General features: G+C 39.3%; 17 protein-coding genes, 1 riboswitch and 1 other annotated feature. Of the genes, 10 read left to right on the top strand and 7 right to left on the bottom strand.

Annotated features, from left to right (window positions below; translation table 11 throughout):
- Positions 1–43: 43 nt before the first annotated feature.
- Entirely contained in the window at positions 44–1,390 is a 1,347-nt protein-coding gene (locus GJU40_RS08215) for a TrkH family potassium uptake protein (protein WP_154307257.1), read from the bottom strand.
- 5 nt (positions 1,391–1,395) lie between these two features.
- Positions 1,396–2,064 carry a potassium channel family protein gene (locus GJU40_RS08210; RefSeq protein WP_425481212.1) on the bottom strand — a complete coding sequence of 223 codons (669 nt, stop codon included), beginning with the start codon at positions 2,062–2,064 and terminating at the stop codon, positions 1,396–1,398.
- Between the two features lie 80 nt (positions 2,065–2,144).
- Positions 2,145–2,293, bottom strand: a riboswitch (cyclic di-AMP (ydaO/yuaA leader).
- A gap of 376 nt (positions 2,294–2,669) precedes the next feature.
- Positions 2,670–2,944: a binding site (T-box leader), on the top strand.
- Between the two features lie 62 nt (positions 2,945–3,006).
- Here GJU40_RS08210 and metG point away from each other — a divergent pair.
- From metG to abc-f, 3 genes are all read left to right on the top strand, one after another.
- The gene (metG, locus tag GJU40_RS08205; protein ID WP_154307255.1) at positions 3,007–4,641 is read left to right on the top strand and encodes a methionine--tRNA ligase; all 1,635 of its coding nucleotides are present in this window, start codon (positions 3,007–3,009) and stop codon (positions 4,639–4,641) included.
- Between the two features lie 168 nt (positions 4,642–4,809).
- The gene (locus GJU40_RS21215; RefSeq protein WP_281350678.1) at positions 4,810–4,929 is read left to right on the top strand and encodes an RAxF-45 family protein; all 120 of its coding nucleotides are present in this window, start codon (positions 4,810–4,812) and stop codon (positions 4,927–4,929) included.
- 193 nt (positions 4,930–5,122) lie between these two features.
- On the top strand, positions 5,123–7,012 hold the full coding sequence (gene abc-f / locus GJU40_RS08200; RefSeq protein ID WP_154307254.1) for a ribosomal protection-like ABC-F family protein: 1,890 nt from the start codon (positions 5,123–5,125) through the stop codon (positions 7,010–7,012).
- A 140-nt stretch (positions 7,013–7,152) separates the two neighbouring features.
- Here abc-f and GJU40_RS08195 read toward each other — a convergent pair whose 3' ends face one another.
- On the bottom strand, positions 7,153–7,896 hold the full coding sequence (locus tag GJU40_RS08195; protein WP_154307253.1) for a bacteriorhodopsin: 744 nt from the start codon (positions 7,894–7,896) through the stop codon (positions 7,153–7,155).
- 185 nt (positions 7,897–8,081) lie between these two features.
- Between GJU40_RS08195 and GJU40_RS08190 the strand changes: the two genes are divergently transcribed.
- Together GJU40_RS08190 and GJU40_RS08185 are read left to right on the top strand one after the other, a co-directional pair.
- Entirely contained in the window at positions 8,082–8,816 is a 735-nt protein-coding gene (locus GJU40_RS08190; RefSeq protein WP_154307252.1) for an AAA family ATPase, read from the top strand.
- A gap of 62 nt (positions 8,817–8,878) precedes the next feature.
- On the top strand, positions 8,879–9,472 hold the full coding sequence (locus GJU40_RS08185; protein WP_154307294.1) for a flavin reductase family protein: 594 nt from the start codon (positions 8,879–8,881) through the stop codon (positions 9,470–9,472).
- A gap of 143 nt (positions 9,473–9,615) precedes the next feature.
- Here GJU40_RS08185 and GJU40_RS08180 read toward each other — a convergent pair whose 3' ends face one another.
- Both GJU40_RS08180 and GJU40_RS08175 read right to left on the bottom strand, forming a co-directional pair.
- Positions 9,616–10,497, bottom strand: coding sequence for a GAF domain-containing protein (locus GJU40_RS08180; RefSeq protein WP_154307251.1), 882 nt, complete (start codon positions 10,495–10,497; stop codon positions 9,616–9,618).
- A 230-nt stretch (positions 10,498–10,727) separates the two neighbouring features.
- On the bottom strand, positions 10,728–11,558 hold the full coding sequence (locus GJU40_RS08175) for a DUF4037 domain-containing protein (RefSeq protein WP_154307250.1): 831 nt from the start codon (positions 11,556–11,558) through the stop codon (positions 10,728–10,730).
- Between the two features lie 296 nt (positions 11,559–11,854).
- On the opposite strand from GJU40_RS08175, the gene GJU40_RS08170 reads away from it, so the two are divergent.
- Positions 11,855–12,166, top strand: a complete 312-nt coding sequence (locus GJU40_RS08170; RefSeq protein WP_154307249.1) for a hypothetical protein — start codon at positions 11,855–11,857, stop codon at positions 12,164–12,166.
- A 209-nt stretch (positions 12,167–12,375) separates the two neighbouring features.
- On the opposite strand, the gene GJU40_RS08165 is transcribed toward GJU40_RS08170, so the two are convergent.
- A complete protein-coding gene (locus GJU40_RS08165; RefSeq protein WP_154307248.1) occupies positions 12,376–13,212 on the bottom strand; it encodes an alpha/beta fold hydrolase in 837 nt (278 codons plus the stop codon).
- Between the two features lie 176 nt (positions 13,213–13,388).
- On the opposite strand from GJU40_RS08165, the gene GJU40_RS08160 reads away from it, so the two are divergent.
- The 4 genes from GJU40_RS08160 (at position 13,389) to GJU40_RS08145 (ending at position 16,210) form a co-directional block, all read left to right on the top strand.
- Positions 13,389–13,994 carry a hypothetical protein gene (locus tag GJU40_RS08160; RefSeq protein ID WP_154307247.1) on the top strand — a complete coding sequence of 202 codons (606 nt, stop codon included), beginning with the start codon at positions 13,389–13,391 and terminating at the stop codon, positions 13,992–13,994.
- 263 nt (positions 13,995–14,257) lie between these two features.
- Positions 14,258–14,713 (top strand): DUF2243 domain-containing protein, encoded by a 456-nt coding sequence (locus tag GJU40_RS08155; protein WP_154307246.1) that lies wholly within the window; start codon positions 14,258–14,260, stop codon positions 14,711–14,713.
- Positions 14,714–14,754: 41 nt separating this feature from the next.
- The gene (locus GJU40_RS08150; protein ID WP_154307293.1) at positions 14,755–15,510 is read left to right on the top strand and encodes a cytochrome c oxidase assembly protein; all 756 of its coding nucleotides are present in this window, start codon (positions 14,755–14,757) and stop codon (positions 15,508–15,510) included.
- A gap of 31 nt (positions 15,511–15,541) precedes the next feature.
- Positions 15,542–16,210 carry a haloacid dehalogenase type II gene (locus GJU40_RS08145; RefSeq protein ID WP_343031471.1) on the top strand — a complete coding sequence of 223 codons (669 nt, stop codon included), beginning with the start codon at positions 15,542–15,544 and terminating at the stop codon, positions 16,208–16,210.
- Positions 16,211–16,247: 37 nt separating this feature from the next.
- On the opposite strand, the gene GJU40_RS08140 is transcribed toward GJU40_RS08145, so the two are convergent.
- Positions 16,248–16,400, bottom strand: a complete 153-nt coding sequence (locus GJU40_RS08140; RefSeq protein ID WP_154307245.1) for a YpzG family protein — start codon at positions 16,398–16,400, stop codon at positions 16,248–16,250.
- Between the last annotated feature and the right edge of the window lie 153 nt (positions 16,401–16,553).

Here is a 16,553-nt window from a genome sequence, read left to right as displayed (position 1 = left end):
CTTAGATGTAAGTAGAAGCATTCAATAAGTTAATATTATTCTATTATCCAGTAAATATTTCTTCATCAGGGTATCTCACCGCTGATTTTTGTCGTCTTGCCAAAGTAAATGCCAACGTTAATGGCCCGATTCGACCGATAAACATCATAACGATAATTACTTGCTTACCAACTGTTGATAGTTCGCCTGTTAAACCCATTGATAATCCGACTGTACCAAATGCAGAAATGACTTCAAATAAGATAATAAGAAACGGTGCATTTTCTGTTATGGTCAAAATAAAGAGCATAATAAATATAAATAATAGACTTATTACAATGATAGCAAGTGCTCTAAGGATTGTTTGCTGTTTGATTGTCCGCTTAAAGGCGACCGTTTCGAGCCTGCCTTTTAGAAATGTAATTGTAGCAAGTACCATAATAATAAAAGTTGTCACCTTTATCCCGCTACCTGTAGAAGCACTACCTGCTCCTATAAACATTAGTACGATAATGAGCAAAATGGCGGGTGTAGTCATATCTCCTATTTCAATGGAATTAAACCCTGCGGTTCTTGGTGTTACTGCCTGGAAGTAAGCCCCCCATAACTTTTCTGATAAAGGCAGAGTCCCTAATGTTGCAGGATTAGCGTATTCTAAAATAAAGATTAGAAAGAAAGCAAATATGTTAATGAAAAACGTCCCTATCATCATGAGTTTAGAATGAAGGGATAATTTTCTGAAATTCTTCTTATACCACATATCAGCTAGTACAGTAAAACCAAGTCCACCCGTTATAAATAAAAAGGTGATTACTATATTTACTGTTGGATCACCGACATAACCTGATAAGCTATCAGACCATAATGAAAATCCTGCATTATTAAATGCTGAAACTGTGTGAAATAGACTTTGGTACATACCCTCTTTCCAACCATACTCAGGAACCCACCGGATAGATAAGAATGTAAAGGCAATGCTTTCTATAATGATGGTGAATACAAAAAGCATCTTTACCAAACGAACTATTCCACCTAGAGAAGTCTGGTTGAGCGATTCCTGTACTAGAATTCTTTGTTGCAAGCCTATCTTCTTTCCGAGAACTAAAATAATTAACACAGCAAATGTCATTAAACCTAAACCACCAAGCTGTATTAGACACATAATAACCACTTGGCCGAACACCGAAAAATCAATACCTGTATCAACTACCACTAGCCCTGTGACAGTAATTGCTGAAGTTGCAGTGAAAAGGGCGTCAATCCAGGAAATATAAGTTGTTGATGCAAAAGGTAATTTTAATAAGATGGTTCCTATTGTAATAAATGATAAGAAGCTTAGTGCTAAGACCTGTGGCGGGCTAAGGTGCAAAACCTTACCTTTAAATGGATTTGAAGAGAAGAGTTTTGTCATTCTTCTTACAGCCCCTCTTCTTCAAAACTAGTAATATCTTTATTATGGCCTATTACAATTAGGATATCGCCTTCAAGGATAGCGTCTGTTGGTGCAGGCGATATATTAACGTTAGCTCCTCTTTTAATAGCCAAAATTGTACATCCATAATTTGCCCGTACATCTAAATCGACAAGAGATTTATTTTTCACTTTAGTAGTGGCACTTAATTCAACGATACTGTAATTCTCTGACAACTCAACATAATCAATTATTTTCTCAGATGAAAGATGGTGAGCAATTCTCGTTCCCATATCTTGTTCGGGATGTACTATTTTATCTGCACCAATTTTCTCTAAAACTTTATGGTGATAATCGTTTTGGGCTTTCACCCAAACTCTTTCTACGCCCATCTCTTTTAAAAGTAGTGTGCAAAGTACGCTTGATTGAATGTTGTCACCTATAGCAACAATAACATAATCAAAATTCCTTATCCCAAGTGACTGCAGGGCAGTTTCATCCGTCCCATTTGCTATAGCTGCATGTGTTGAGAAGTTTGTAATCTGGTTCACTTTTTCAACATCTTTGTCAATAGCCAGGACTTCATGACCTAACTTATCCAGCTCTTTACACACACTACTTCCAAAACGACCTAAACCAATGACTGCGAACTGCTTTCTCATTCTTTCTCCTATCTCCTTTTAACTCTACACCAATACAAAAAAGACCATCACAAATAGAATGGTCTTTGGGTTAACCCAAGACCTTTCTCCCGAAAAGATACATGTAACGCTTACGAGGTTAGCTGTCGGATTAGGAATTGAGAGTATCCCCTCTTACATCAAGTAAGACTCACCCCAAGATAGGAAGTTCCCTATCGAATATGGTTCCCCCGCTCAATAAATGATTCAGCGAATAAAAGGTGCAGGTATTTTTTATTTATTATGGAGATAAATTTACTCCTGTTTATTTTTGATGTCAAGATTTTTTTTTGCAGTATGTGGGTGCTCAATTGTTGAATATAAAGTGGATTAGAAGTTAGATACATAAACAAAGTAAGTTATTAAAATTGAGTATAATAATGTTGGGACTACAAGTGTAACCAATTAAAAAAGACGAGAATAATATGTTAATTAGCACATTTTGTTGAAAGTACTAGGCTTTATTTAAGGCTCGGTCGACTGCCGTCTTGACAGAAAGTTAATATTCCAGCCAATCAAAGCTCTTTCAAGTCTAAGGTAATTCCTGCTCTTAAACGAGTTGACTTCATGAAAGTTCTGAAATACAATACAACTAACAAATAATGGCTATGACGAGAAAAAGTAAAATGAGTTTGTTTTTCACCAGAGAGCTTCGGCAGCTGAAAAGAAGCAAAAACATTCATTTGAACAATGGTCTCTGAGCTTCGTACTGAACGTACTTTTGGTATTAGTAGGATACGGCGAGTTTTGGCACTCGTTATCAATGTCACAGTATAAGAGTTGTCATAAAAACTCCGTACTTGTTGAGGCAGATAGTGTGAGCTATTTGCGAATAAAGGTGGTACCGCGTGGAAATTTAAACCTCGCCCTTAACGATTACAGTTAAGGCGGGGTTTTTTTGTTTTTTCAAAATTCAACTGCAGGAGGTTCAAATGTATGAGTATTTTTATTGGGGGAGCATGGGTTTATGCTAATGGCTCACTACATGTAGGGCATATTTCAAGTTTATTGCCAGGGGATATTCTTGCAAGATATTATCGCCTAAAAGGAGAAAGAGTTTTATATGTTTCGGGAAGTGATTGCAATGGAACCCCTATTACAATTCGGGCAAAGCAAGAAGAGGTATCCCCTAAAGAGATCGCTGACCGTTATCACAAAGAGTTCGAAGAGTGTTTCTCGAGATTGGGGTTTTCTTATGACACCTACACGAGAACGGATACAGCACATCACCATAAAATCGTTCAGGAGATCTTTTTAGAACTGCTTGAAAAAGGACTTATTTATAAAAAGGAAATGCAACAAACGTATTGTCAGTATGATGAGCAATTTTTACCTGATCGTTATGTTGAGGGCAATTGTCCTCACTGTGGTGCGAATGCCCGCGGAGATCAGTGTGATGCTTGTTCAAGCGTGTTAGAGCCGCTTGATTTGCTGGATAGGAAATGTAAAATATGCGGAAAGTCACCTACTGCAAGATTAACTGAGCATTTTTACTTTTCGTTAAGTTTCTTTCAAAATCTGTTGGAAAATTATACGCAAGAAGCGGGGATACGTCATCTGTGGAGGGAAAATGCTATTTCATTGACCAGCCGGTACTTAAAGGAGGGTTTACAGGATAGAGCAGTTTCACGAGATCTGCCTATTGGAGTAAGTGTTCCAGTAGAGGGTTATGAAGATAAGAAAATTTACGTTTGGATTGAAGCTGTTTCAGGATATTACACTGCCAGCAGGCTATGGGCAAATGAAACAAATCATGATGATTCAACTTTTTGGGATTCCTCTGCTATATCTTATTATGTTCACGGAAAAGATAATATCCCGTTCCATTCAATCATTTGGCCGGCAATTCTTGCAGGTATAGAAAAAGAAGCTCTGCCAACACATATTGTTTCTAACGAATACTTAACATTGGAAAAGAGGAAATTGTCCACAAGTAAAAATTGGGCAGTCTGGGTTCCAGATATATTAGAGAGGTATGATCCGGATTCTATACGCTATTTTCTTACAATTAATGCACCAGAAAGCCGAGATGCAGATTTTTCTTGGAAAGAGTTCATTTATAGCCATAATAGTGAGTTATTAGGAGCCTATGGGAACTTTATTAATCGAACATTAAAATTTATAGAAAAGTCATTTGATGGTGCAATACCTAATATGTTGATTACTTCAGCTGTTCAAGAGAAAGTTAATCAATTATACATTGAAACAGGGCGCTGCATAGAAACTGCTTACTTCAAAGAAGGATTGGAAAAAATATTTGAGGTTGTTAGATTTTCGAATAAATACTTCGATGAACAACAACCCTGGATACAGATAAAGGATGATAGAGAGGCGTGTAAGCAAACCATGGCAGATTGTGTCTATTTTATTGCAAACTTAGCTCATATCCTTACACCATTTCTACCTTTTTCAAGCCGAAAGGTCAAGGAGATGATTAATATAACAGAAACGGGTTGGAGACCGTTTTTAGTACAATCTCAACAAGTAACGAATGTTGAACCATTATTTGAAAGAATAGAACCCACAAGAATTCAAGAAGAACTTGATAGATTAAGCAGTCAGTCAGATTAAACCCTTACAACAGATTTGCCCTTGAAGAAAGCAGCGATCTCACAAGCTTATGACTCCGATTCAGTCTTCTTAAAAGTTTAAAATGGAGCACTCTAAGATCCTATTGAGGTTTGGCCAGTATAATGATAAAATATGGTTAAATTTAGTGAAACGGAGGTGGGATAAGGAATGTTGAATAAAGCTGTTTTATTGTGCGATTTTTGGATTGAGTTCCTTTATTTAAATCGTGCAAAATTTGCTGTTGCAGTTGTTAACGGGATCAGTCTGCCCTTTTTAACAACTCAATAGCAAACTAAAACGGTGAAAAACATCTCTTACCCACATGATAGAAGGACGGTTGAAAGGAGAGCATTTTCATGCTCTCCTTTTTTATATTGATTAGAACGCTGATCGTGCGACGTTGACGTTCTATATAAATTACAGCCACGGGAAGATACGTTTTTCTGCGGCTTTTTTTGTATTTATAAAAGGAGGAAGAAACATGATAATATGCAGCGCTCATAAGATTGGTAAGATGTTCGGAGGGAACGCAATTTTTGAAGAGTTATCTTTAGAAATAAAAGAGAAGGAGCGAGTTGGATTAGTTGGTCGAAATGGTAGTGGAAAAACGACTCTGATTTCTTTACTAGCTGGTGAAGAAACGCCAGATTCAGGACAAATCCATTTGAAAAAAGGGACTACTATTGGTTATCTTACACAAATCCCGGATTATCAGGATTCTTCAACTGCAAAGGATGTATTAAAATCAGCCTTCTCTTCCTTACTGCAAATGGAGGGAAAAATGAAAAAGTTAGAGGCAGAAATGGCAGTGGAGAAGCACGAAGATAAACTTCAAAAGCTTATTGGGGAATATGGAGATTTACAAGATCAGTATGCAAGTAATGGTGGTTATGAAATAGAATCCAATATTGAAAAAATCGTTCATGGTTTAAATATTCAGCTGCTACTGAATCAGTCATTTTCCCGTTTAAGCGGGGGAGAAAAAACAAAGGTTGGGCTGGGTCTCATGCTTTTAAAACAACCAGAGCTATTGTTATTGGATGAGCCAACCAATCATTTAGATTTAATGGCAGTCGAATGGCTTGGGAACTTTCTGCGAGAATATAGCGGGACGGTTCTTGTTATTTCACATGATCGGTATTTTCTGGATGAAGTGGTTAACAAGGTGATTGATCTGGAAGATGGAGAACTAACGACTTATCACACTAACTTTACAGGGTTTGTCAAAGAAAAAGAAGAAAAGCTTTTAAGGGAATTTCAAGCCTTTGAAGAACAGCAAAAGAAAATAAAAAAGATGAAGGAATCCATTAAGCGGCTAAAAGACTGGGCAAACAGGGCCAACCCGCCAAGCGCCAGTCTTCACAGGCGAGCAAGGAACATGGAAAGAGCGTTAGAAAGAATGGAAAAGTTAGAAAAGCCAATCGTCAATCGGAAGAAAATGAGCCTGGAGATGGAAGCTTCAGATCGAAGTGGAAATGATGTTCTGATGCTGAAAGATGTCTTCAAGCAATTTGACGAGAAGTTGTTATTTGAGGATGTAAATATAAATATGACATATCAAGATCGTGCTGCCATTATCGGAGAAAACGGAACTGGAAAATCAACATTACTGAAAATGATTCTGAAACAATTCTCTCCAGATAGGGGTGAGGTAGTAATTGGCAGCAATGTGAAAATAGGGTATTTATCGCAAAATATTTTCTCTGCCGTAAAAGATGAAACGGTTATTGAGGTGTTTAGAGAAGATGTGAAAGTGACAGAAGGTGAAGCAAGACAAATACTAGCCAGGTTTATGTTTTATGGATACGCAGTTTTTCAAAAAGTCTCCCAGCTGAGCGGGGGTGAGAGGATGCGGTTAAGATTATCCCAATTAATGTATCAAGATATTAATTTGCTTATCTTGGATGAACCAACCAATCATCTGGATATTGATTCAAGAGAGGTATTGGAAGAAGCGCTAGAGGAGTTTCAAGGGAGCATATTAGCTGTATCCCACGATCGCTACTTTCTTAACAAGCTATTTGAGAAAATTTACTGGATAGAAGCAAAAAGAATTCATTGCTTTGAAGGGGATTACAATTGGGCCAAGGAAAAAATGGCTGAATTAAGGGAAAGCGAGGTACCACTTAGGAAGGAGAAGAAGAAAGAAACACCCTTAAGAGTAAAAGTGCCGAAAAAGAGCAGTGCTATAGAGAAATTGGAAAGAGACTCCAGCCTGTTAATGGAAAGCATCACAAAGTTAGAAAATAGATTGCTGGAAGTGGAAGACTTGGAGTTGCTGCAACATTTACAGCAGGAAAAAGAGGAATTAGAACAGCAATGGGAGAAGCTTTTTAATCAGTTGGAAAATGAAAAAGAAGGGCGCCTCTAGTTCTGTTCGTAAGGTGAAGAGTTTACGTAAAGGGACGTACAGTGAGCAAGTATTCTGCGAACATGAGGGGATCTACCTTGATAACGGAACGGAAGTAATCTTTAACATGCAGCTAGTAAGTCAACAAAAAACAGTCTTCCTCAAATAGAGGGAGACTGTTTTGGTTGTGTTGATTGGCGCATGTGTTTTTGCTTAATCATTCTAAGTCCATTTAAGTCTAATAAGCTAAATCCTACCTTTGAGAAAATAGGCAGCAACACAAAGGCCAGGTTGTCGCCAAGCGAGCCGTACACTCCTATTCCTGAAGGTCCCAGCAGCCATGCGATGGGGTAGCTAACCCACAAGAATGTTAAGTAGGATGCAACAATGAGAAAGAATTTGTAAGATTCGGGTGATTGAGTGGAAGAGATTTGCCGTAACGGTCCCCAAATCAAACCCAGAATGACAACAAAGGCAGCCACGCCAAATAGATACCATGTCAGCTTTGTCGCATCTGGTGAAAAATCAGCTATCATTCCCGTTAAGATCATGATCACATCTGCAACGATTAAACCCGCAATGAGAAGGTAATCTTTCTGTTTCTTTTCCGTCATTCCTGTGAGTGCGAGAGCGACCAATAACAGAGGGGTCGTTACCACCCAATCAATATATCGAGCGAAATAAATCGTTTGGCCATTAAACTCCACGATACCCTGACCAAAAGCAATCGACATATAGGCCAGCCCTGACCATAGCGGGATCAAAAAGGCAATGAAGTATTCAACACGAGGCAGTCCTTTCCGGTTTCTACTCATCAGTGCGAAGGTAAGACAACCAAGAAACATGACTACAACATAAAACCACAATAAACTTTGAATTAATTCAGAATGCATCACGCCTGACATAAGACACGTCCTTTTATAATAAAAGTGGTATTACTTTTCAGTTATTGTCAAAGATTGAACAGAGTATACAAGCAGGATGACTGCCGCTGCATTAGTTAATAGTTCTCACTACTTAGATTTACAAATAAATGTAAGGTGCATCCTATTTACTTTCCTGTTTGTTATAATCTACAGAGGTGATAAGTATGTTCCTGAAAAGAATTAAACTCTTGCAAGAGAACATCCCTTCTTTTCAAGAGTATCCTTTTTCAATTCCATCTATAAAAAGTTTTCATGAACTACACCTTGAAAAGAGTGTGACATTCTTTGTTGGTGAAAATGGATCAGGAAAGTCTACATTGTTAGAAGCTATTGCATATCAGTGTGAGTTTAATACCGCAGGTGGAGGACGTAACAACATATATGATGTACACGCAGCAGAATCGGCTCTTGGAGAATATATTAAGCTTTCATGGATGCCGAAAATAACCAATGGATTCTTTTTGAGGGCAGAGTCATTTTATAATTTCGCTGCTCACCTTGACGAAGTAGAAAAAGGAAATGGTTCACGTTTTAGTCATTATGGAGGTCAATCTCTTTTCAAACAATCACATGGGGAATCGTTCTTAGCTTTATTCCTCAACCGTTTTAAAGATAAAGCTATCTATCTTTTAGATGAACCAGAGGCGGCTTTATCACCTTCCAGACAGTTAACACTGTTAAGAATACTCTATAACTTGGCATCCAAGGGAGAAGCACAGTTTATAATTGCAACCCATTCACCAATCATACTGGGCTATCCCTATGCCGATATTTTAAGCTTTGATGATGGGGAAATCTCAAAAATTGAATATGAAATGACCGACCACTATCAACTAACAAAGTACTTTCTGGAAAACAGACAGAAGCTCCTGTCCGAACTATTTAAGGAAGATGAATGAGCGTAGTTTTATCGGTTCAAGCTGGGTTTTCTATAGATTTAAAGCATGAAAGGATGAGGTCTATGCCTTCAATTGATCCATCAACGAATGTGGGGAAAGAGAATTATAAGCTGTTGATCGGGAGTATTATCCCCAGACCGATTGCGTTTGTGACCACCGTTTCAGAGCAAGGGACTCTCAATGGGGCTCCCTTTAGTTATTTTTCAATTGTGTCTTCAGATCCGCCAAGAATCTCACTGGCAGTTCAGAGGTCTGGTAATCAGCAAAAAGATACAGCGAGGAATAGTATAAACAAAAAAGAGTTCGTTGTTCATATTGTTGATGAACAGAATGTAGAGATGGTGAATAGAACAGCTGCACAACTTCCGCCTGATCAAAGTGAAATAGAATTAGCTGGCCTAACACCGGTTAACAGTGAAATGATATCTGTACCGGGAGTGAAGGAAGCTAAAATTCGAATGGAGTGCAGGCTGGAACAAGCAATCTCTTTTGAGTCGAGTGATCTGCTTATAGGAAGAGTTGTTAAGTTTCATATTGATAATGATATCTATTCTGATGGAAAAATAGATCCGCGTGCATTAGCCGCAGTTAGCCGGTTAGCAGGTCAAGATTATGCCAAAATCGGAGGAATTTTCACTTTGGAAAGGCCCCAATAACATTTCAGTTTTAATGGAGTAGAATCCTAAATGAAGAAGACTATCAGCACTCTTGGGCTGATAGTCTTTTTCTTCATATCTATATAGCAGGGCTGTATCTGCCTTATAGAGTACTTAATTAAACGTTTGATTAATCGCTTTATTTAAAGTAGGGAGCGGGACGATGTACCCGTCCCCCTGTCCCTGCTCAGTGTAAAACCAATTGTCTTCAGAGCACTTTCGAGGTTAGCCACCGTTTTGACTGAATGAAGATCCGCATTTGTATTGATGGCTCTTAATGCCAAGTCCGGCCTGATTCCTGTCAGTATAGGTGTAACTCCCAGCAGACGCAGCATGCTGGCAATTTTTAAAAGAGATTCACTCACCATATCATTGATTTGAAGAATCCCTGACAAATCAATGATTAAATACTCAAGTGACAAGCTTTCGCTTTTAGTGAGTGCCAGTTGGATAATCGTATTCAAACGGAATTCGTTGATATTGCCGATAATGGGAAGAATGGCTACTCCTGCAGTAATAGGAACGAGCGGTGCTGATAGTGTTTGTATTTGCCTGTTGGCATCATCCAGCTCCAGAACATAGGAAAGAACAGAGCTCATTGTTTCAAATAATTCCACATGCTCCTCAGTGAGAACAAAGGGGTTGGTGTCCAGTCCGCAGATGGTTCCGTAATTTCTGCCGTCTTCATAAAAAATAGGCAGGCCTACAAAGCTGCCGCTTCCTAAATTTCGGGTAACATCCAGTGCGTTAGTCAAATTGCTTTTTGTAATATCAGGAATAAACAGAACCTTCTTACCGAAATCCACACTCAGTTTACAAAATGTCTCTTCAAAAGGGAGTGCGTCACCTTTCTTTAACAATATATCTTCATGATTCACTACCTTAACGATCTCATTTGTCTTTTGATCATTTTTGGCAATAAATAAAGTGTTTATATTTAAAATCTTGCTCATCATTTTTAGAATGCTGTCCGCAGCTTCATCAAAATTGGCAAATTTATTATAATTGTAAGCAGTTGAATTCATTTGGATGTATTCCCCTCAAATTTTAAATGATCCTCAACTCAAATTATACCACTACAGCTGATTGATAAACCTATTGGGGCGAACTATCATTTTTTTTTGAAAAAAAACTTGCTGACCCATAGTCTTTGTGTCAACTATTGAGCGGTGTTACAGGAAACCAGGCGCTGGGTACTCAATTTGTAAGCTGTTCAATCCGGGAAGATGTTTACTTAAACGAAACTTCTATATTATCAATGCTTCGGCCTTAAAAATAATAACTGTTTCCTGAGTTCTTCCAAATCGATATGAGGGTACTCCTTGGATATCAAATTGTATAAATCCTGCAAAAATGCCTCCAGTTCTTTAATCGAACTGTCAGGAGCTTTTGAGAATAATGTGTGTAATCGATCTGCTGCATGTTCAGGAACAACTTTCATGCTATTCAATGTTTGTTTTTGCCACTTAAAAGCCGGGTGGTGGACGTATTGATTATTCAGCCCAAACAGCATTCCCATAATTTTTGTCTGAACATCAACCATGACTTTATAAAGCATTAGCCAATCTTGTCTCTTCAGAAGTGCTTCACGATTGTTCCATCTGTTCCCTAAATCAGCATTCTCTTCTATCATCGCCATGCTTAATTCCTTCGGATATTCACTTACTTTATTCTTCAATATGCGAAGGACCTCTTCACCACTAAGTGAAACTCCATCATGGATTGCAGCTGCTATACACTGCTTATCTAGGTCTGTTTCATATGAAAGCACAACATCATCCAAAATTTTATGGATATGAGTGGTTAGAAAATTGCTGATTTCTAACTTTACACCTTGTGTAAGATACGTTTCTGACCACTCTTCATCTTCGTAGGGATGAAAGTCAATCATTTTGCCTCCCATCTTTTCAATAGGTGCCTTTCGGTCCTGAGCCGAAGGAGGCTGTTTCCAAAAAATAAATAGTTCAATATCTGAAAAAGAATCATGCCAGTTTCTAGATACCGAACCGCCTAATAAAACCGCTTCCACTTTTGAGTTTTCCTGATAGATACTTGCAGCCCTTTTCGCCAATAAAGGTAAATTCATCGAATTTCTATCCTCTTTTTAAGATTTTTTACTACAATTTAAGAATAACACGTATTGATATCAATTTTATTTTAATATCTAAGGTTAAGAAAACTTTGGTATATGCAACTCCTAAGGTAAAGAAGTTAAACCAGAGAAAAAGACTTACTTCTGCAGCAAATTCACCGAAAAGTATATGAAGGGAGAGGAAACATATGTTAGATAAAAGCCTTGTATGTCGAGTTGAAGGAGTTTATTCTGATGCTCTAACCAGAGGGAATACGTACAAAGTCATACAGATAGATGAGGAGAGGGGGATGTTGAGGATAAAAGGTGACAACGGGAGAATCAGATGGTTTTCATTTAATCATTTTCATGTTAATGGTGAAAAAGGTGATGAGGTCACAGATGAGCCCAATCAAACAAATTGGATAGAAATCAGTATGACCATGAGTGATGAAAGTAAAAGATGGTGTATTTTATATACTCCGGAACGGTTAAAGAATCTTTTGCAGCAAGAGCATGTTCACCCAAAAGGGCTGCATATCAAACATATGATCATTGTTAAGAGTTATAAAAAAAAGATGTGGAAAGTGTTCTGCAAGATCTTAACGATAGAGACGAATTGATTGATGCAACTTTACCATTATAGAAATATGATGTGCAGGGCCACCCAACGGACATATTTAAAGTATGCAGAGATTTCTCACCCTGTTCAGAACATAATAGGGGAATATAATATGGTTTTGGTGTTTTTAACCAAACTAAAGTGAGCCCTCCTATTAATTCAATAGAAAAACGGCAAAAGAGATTGTCTTTTGCCGTATCCTTTTCAGGGTTACTTATTCAAAAACTCTATTAAAGCCGAATTAAATTCCTGAGCATGTGTAGCATTAAATCCGTGTGGGGCACCTTTAATGAGAACAAGCTCACTGTTGTCCAGCATCTCATGTGTTCGTTTTCCGCTTACCTCAAATGGTACAATCTGGTCAGAGTCTCCATGGATGACAAGAGACGGAACATTGATGTGTTTTAAGTCCTGCCTAAAGTCCGTCAGCGAGAAAGCAGCAATGCAGTCAAGGGTTCCTTTTGGAGAGGCAAAGGCAGCAATTTCTTTTATATAATGCCTGAATGGCTCGCTGACCAGTACTTCATCGTTTCCTGCCGAAAAGAAGTTGTGCGTAAAGTCCTCAAGAAATGCCAGGCGGTCCTCTTTGACACCGTTTTGAAATTCTTGAATGGTTTCATCATCAAGTCCGCCGTCCGGATTGTCTTGTGACTTGTATAAATATGGAGGTACAGCACCTGCAAAGACAGCCTTGCTGATTCTTGATGTTCCATATGTGCTGATATAGCGGGCTACTTCCCCGCCTCCCATGGAAAAGCCGACAAGAACAGCATCTTCCACTTCCAAATGTTCCATCAGTTTGTTCAAATCGGCAGCCAGCGTATCATAATCATAGCCTTCATATGGCTGAGAAGACTTTCCGAATCCGCGGCGGTCATAAGTGATGACACGGTAACCGGCCTCAATCAAAGCAGGGATCTGCGCTTCCCAAGACCTTCCGCTGAGCGGCCAGCCGTGAATCAGAACGACAGGTTGGCCAGAGCCGGCGTCCTCATAGTAAAGTTCAATATCTTTTCCATTTTCTTTGTCACTCTTAAACCATGGCATGCTTTTTCCCTCCTGATCAATTAGTCTTATAACCAAAAACAATCCCAATACTCTTCCCCTTCAGAAGATGGTGAAACCCTGAAAGTTCCCTGTATGGAAAAATGTGTATAATAAAGTCAGTGATGAGGCATTGAGAAGTAGTGTTATTCTACATGAATTAAAAGAGGGTGAGGAAAATGAAAAAATTACTCATAATGATTATCACGTTGCTGATAGTTACTGTAAGTGCGTGTGAAGATGGCAGCAGTAAACAGGTAAATACACTTGCAGCAGCAGATTTAACAGACAGGGAGCAAGGAATACTTGCCGTTATAACGGACAAGTCTTATATATTTGACTTCACTATTGACCCTCAATATAAAAAGGCAGCTGTGGGGATTGAAAAATATGAATTTGGCAGACTGATTAGTGGCGGTCTTACTCTAGAAGTTGACGTCGGAGAACAAGGTTCTATTATCTTTGCCGTATCTGAGGCAGCAGAGCATGAAAATCAACAAATTTTTAGATTTGGAATTAACAGCGAAGGAAGTTCGGCTTCTGGATCTCAGACGGATAGTATTTCTGAAAAAGGTCGGGAAGTCAAACTTTCCACGTGGGCAAGCAGCAGCCAACTGATGGATGTTACAGAGAATGAGATGGTGTTAGCGGCTATGATCTATTCATTTGAAAAAAACTCAATCAATTCATTTTCTGAAGAGTTTTTTAAAGATGCTGAAGTTCGTGAAAGTGAATTAAAAAACAAAGAGGCCGTGTATCTGTTCAAATGTAAGTTTACGAAATAAGAAGATGGCCTAAGGGATGATAAAGTAGAAGAGCATACCATTCTGACTGAAAAAGCAGATCAACAAAACATACTCTGCTTTCACCACACTAAAGGGTCTTCACACTTGAAGATCTTTTTTTAGTGCTTATCGATACTCTAAAGTCTCCAATGGCAGCCGCTTTTATAATAAAAGGTTTTTATAAGGTACTGTTTACCAGAAGGCTGTAAAGGGAAATTCTGAAGGTAGAAAAACGAACGGCAACTTGAAAGGGTGAGCGTAGCATGAAAGAAAAACGGGGACAGGGAAGAGCTCAAGGGAAAAATCTCTGGTCTGGATTTCTGTTCGGACTCGGTATGATTGCATTTATTGATGAGGCTGTCTTTCACCAGCTGCTTCACTGGCATCATTTTTATGACAAATCTACAACAGAAGTTGGATTGATTTCAGATGGATTGTTTCACGCGTTCAGCTGGTTTGCTACAATTGGCGGCTTGTTTATGTTCGCAGATTTGCGGAGAAAAGGCAGTTTGTGGATGAAAAGATGGGTTGGGGGCGTCTTTCTGGGAGCAGGGCTGTTTCAGCTTTATGATGGCATTATTCAGCACAAAGTGATGAGAATTCATCAAATTCGGTATGTGGAAAATGTGATTGTCTACGATATTGTGTGGAATGTCTTCGCGCTTGTGCTGGCAGGAATCGGTCTTTACCTGGCAGCAGCAACGAGGAAACACTCGTGATACTCTCGCATATTCACACTTCATCTGCTCAGGAACTTCCCATGATTGTGTATCAGGCTGCTTTAGCAGTTCCTTTTGCAGCGGGCATCATTCTCTATTGTGCTGGTTCTGTCATGTCTAGAAGAACGTACAAAACCTGGCCATGGCAGCGGCAGCTATGCTGGTATGGAGGAAGCATCTGTGCCCTCGCGGCAATCATCGGGCCTCTGGCTGACAGAGCTCACCACGATTTTTATTTTCATATGCTCGGGCATCTGCTTCTCGGCATGCTAGCTCCCTTGCTGATGGTGCTCGGTGCACCCATGACACTTTTATTCCGCTCTATCAATACAAGCACAGCAAGGCAGGTGACAAAGCTTCTTAAATCATGGCCAGCCCGCATTCTGACTGATCCAGTCACTGCATCTCTTTTGAATATAGGCGGGCTTTGGCTCATCTATACAACAAATGTGTATGCACTTATGCATGAAAATGGATTTCTTCACTTACTTATCCACTTTCATGTTTTTGCTGCGGGATATTTGTTTACAGCAGCTATGATCTATATAGATCCAGTCTCCCATCCTCGGCCTTATCTGTATAGATCTGCCGTTCTTGTGGCTGCATTGGCGGGGCACGGGATACTGGCAAAAATTCTATATGCAAACCCTCCGCTGGGTGTGTCAGAAGCACAGGCTCAATCAGGTGCGATGCTGATGTATTATGGAGGAGATGCCGTTGATGCAGTGCTGATTTTTCTTTTATGCCTGCAGTGGTACCGATCTGCACGCCCCAGGGCAAAACTTGTTTCTGTATAGCTTTATCAATCCAATGTATACAAGGAGAAGAATGATGACTTCATCTGTAAAAGCAATGGTATTTGATGTGTACGGAACTTTATTTGATGTTCATTCTATTCAGTCGGCTTGTGAGAAGGTATATCCTGAAAAGGGCTTGGAAATCAGCAGGGAATGGCGGTTAAAACAGTTGGAATACAGCTTTCTCCGGCAAATTATGGGGTGCTATCAACCTTTTTCAGCTGTTACGCGCGATGCATTACGGTATGTGTTAAAGGAGCTTCAGCTGGAAGGCGGCAGAGAGGTTGAAGAAGAGCTGATGAACGCATATCGCAGCTTGCACTTATATCCTGAAGTAAAAGAAGTACTGAAGGAATTATCAGATAAGAAACTGGCTGTGTGTTCAAACGGGTCTCGTGACATGCTGCTGCCGCTGATGCAGACATGTGGCTTGGATTCATTTTTCACCCATATAGTCAGTGTGGAGGATGTGGAACAGTTTAAACCCTCACCTGGCACTTATGCCTTTATGCAGGAAAAGCTGGGATTGAAAAAGGAAGAAATCTTGTTTTTGTCTTCCAACGGGTGGGATATAGCGGGAGCAAAAAGCTATGGTTTTCTTACAGCATGGATTAACAGGGGGAATCTTCCGCCCGAGGAGCTTCAGCTTGCCGCAGATTTCATATACAGAGACTTGCGCAGTTTACTTGATCAGCAGTAAAAAGGCCGGAGAAATCCGGCCTTCTTTGTATGATATCTTACCAGCGATGGGCTTTGGCATTTGATCTCAAAATAATCGTTTTTTGAGACATTTGCGTATGCCCGTTCACTTGCGATTTTGACCTTTTGGGCCTCGTCCAGTTATGGTGAAAAAGCTGAGATCGCGGATCTAACTGATCGTGTATGCTCATCAAATCACCTCGCAGGCAGGATATAAAACAGATACTCTGTGAGTATCAATGATTAGTCTTGGTTTATAAGTCAGTATTTATTACAAATTCTCTTCAGTTTCTTCCTGCCAAACAATAACTTTCCATTTGAATTTCCTTCTTCTTTCTAGTAGA

Source organism: Metabacillus lacus, assembly GCF_009674805.1.
Lineage (GTDB): Bacteria > Bacillota > Bacilli > Bacillales > Bacillaceae > Metabacillus_C > Metabacillus_C lacus.
This window is presented reverse-complemented; position numbering and strand designations above follow the sequence as displayed.

Excerpts from the sequence above, each read along its gene's own strand:
- GJU40_RS08165 (WP_154307248.1), bottom strand. The coding sequence starts at position 13,212 with ATGCCATGGTTTAAGAGTGACAAAGAAAATGGAAAAGATATTGAACTT.
- metG (WP_154307255.1), top strand. The coding sequence starts at position 3,007 with ATGAGTATTTTTATTGGGGGAGCATGGGTTTATGCTAATGGCTCACTA.
- GJU40_RS08160 (WP_154307247.1), top strand. The coding sequence starts at position 13,389 with ATGAAAAAATTACTCATAATGATTATCACGTTGCTGATAGTTACTGTA.
- GJU40_RS08195 (WP_154307253.1), bottom strand. The coding sequence starts at position 7,896 with ATGTCAGGCGTGATGCATTCTGAATTAATTCAAAGTTTATTGTGGTTT.
- GJU40_RS08145 (WP_343031471.1), top strand. The coding sequence starts at position 15,542 with ATGATGACTTCATCTGTAAAAGCAATGGTATTTGATGTGTACGGAACT.
- GJU40_RS08150 (WP_154307293.1), top strand. The coding sequence starts at position 14,755 with ATGATTGTGTATCAGGCTGCTTTAGCAGTTCCTTTTGCAGCGGGCATC.
- GJU40_RS08185 (WP_154307294.1), top strand. The coding sequence starts at position 8,879 with ATGCCTTCAATTGATCCATCAACGAATGTGGGGAAAGAGAATTATAAG.
- GJU40_RS08215 (WP_154307257.1), bottom strand. The coding sequence starts at position 1,390 with ATGACAAAACTCTTCTCTTCAAATCCATTTAAAGGTAAGGTTTTGCAC.
- GJU40_RS08140 (WP_154307245.1), bottom strand. The coding sequence starts at position 16,400 with ATGAGCATACACGATCAGTTAGATCCGCGATCTCAGCTTTTTCACCAT.
- GJU40_RS08180 (WP_154307251.1), bottom strand. The coding sequence starts at position 10,497 with ATGAATTCAACTGCTTACAATTATAATAAATTTGCCAATTTTGATGAA.
- GJU40_RS08190 (WP_154307252.1), top strand. The coding sequence starts at position 8,082 with ATGTTCCTGAAAAGAATTAAACTCTTGCAAGAGAACATCCCTTCTTTT.
- GJU40_RS08155 (WP_154307246.1), top strand. The coding sequence starts at position 14,258 with ATGAAAGAAAAACGGGGACAGGGAAGAGCTCAAGGGAAAAATCTCTGG.
- GJU40_RS21215 (WP_281350678.1), top strand. The coding sequence starts at position 4,810 with ATGTTGAATAAAGCTGTTTTATTGTGCGATTTTTGGATTGAGTTCCTT.
- GJU40_RS08175 (WP_154307250.1), bottom strand. The coding sequence starts at position 11,558 with ATGAATTTACCTTTATTGGCGAAAAGGGCTGCAAGTATCTATCAGGAA.
- abc-f (WP_154307254.1), top strand. The coding sequence starts at position 5,123 with ATGATAATATGCAGCGCTCATAAGATTGGTAAGATGTTCGGAGGGAAC.
- GJU40_RS08170 (WP_154307249.1), top strand. The coding sequence starts at position 11,855 with ATGTTGAGGATAAAAGGTGACAACGGGAGAATCAGATGGTTTTCATTT.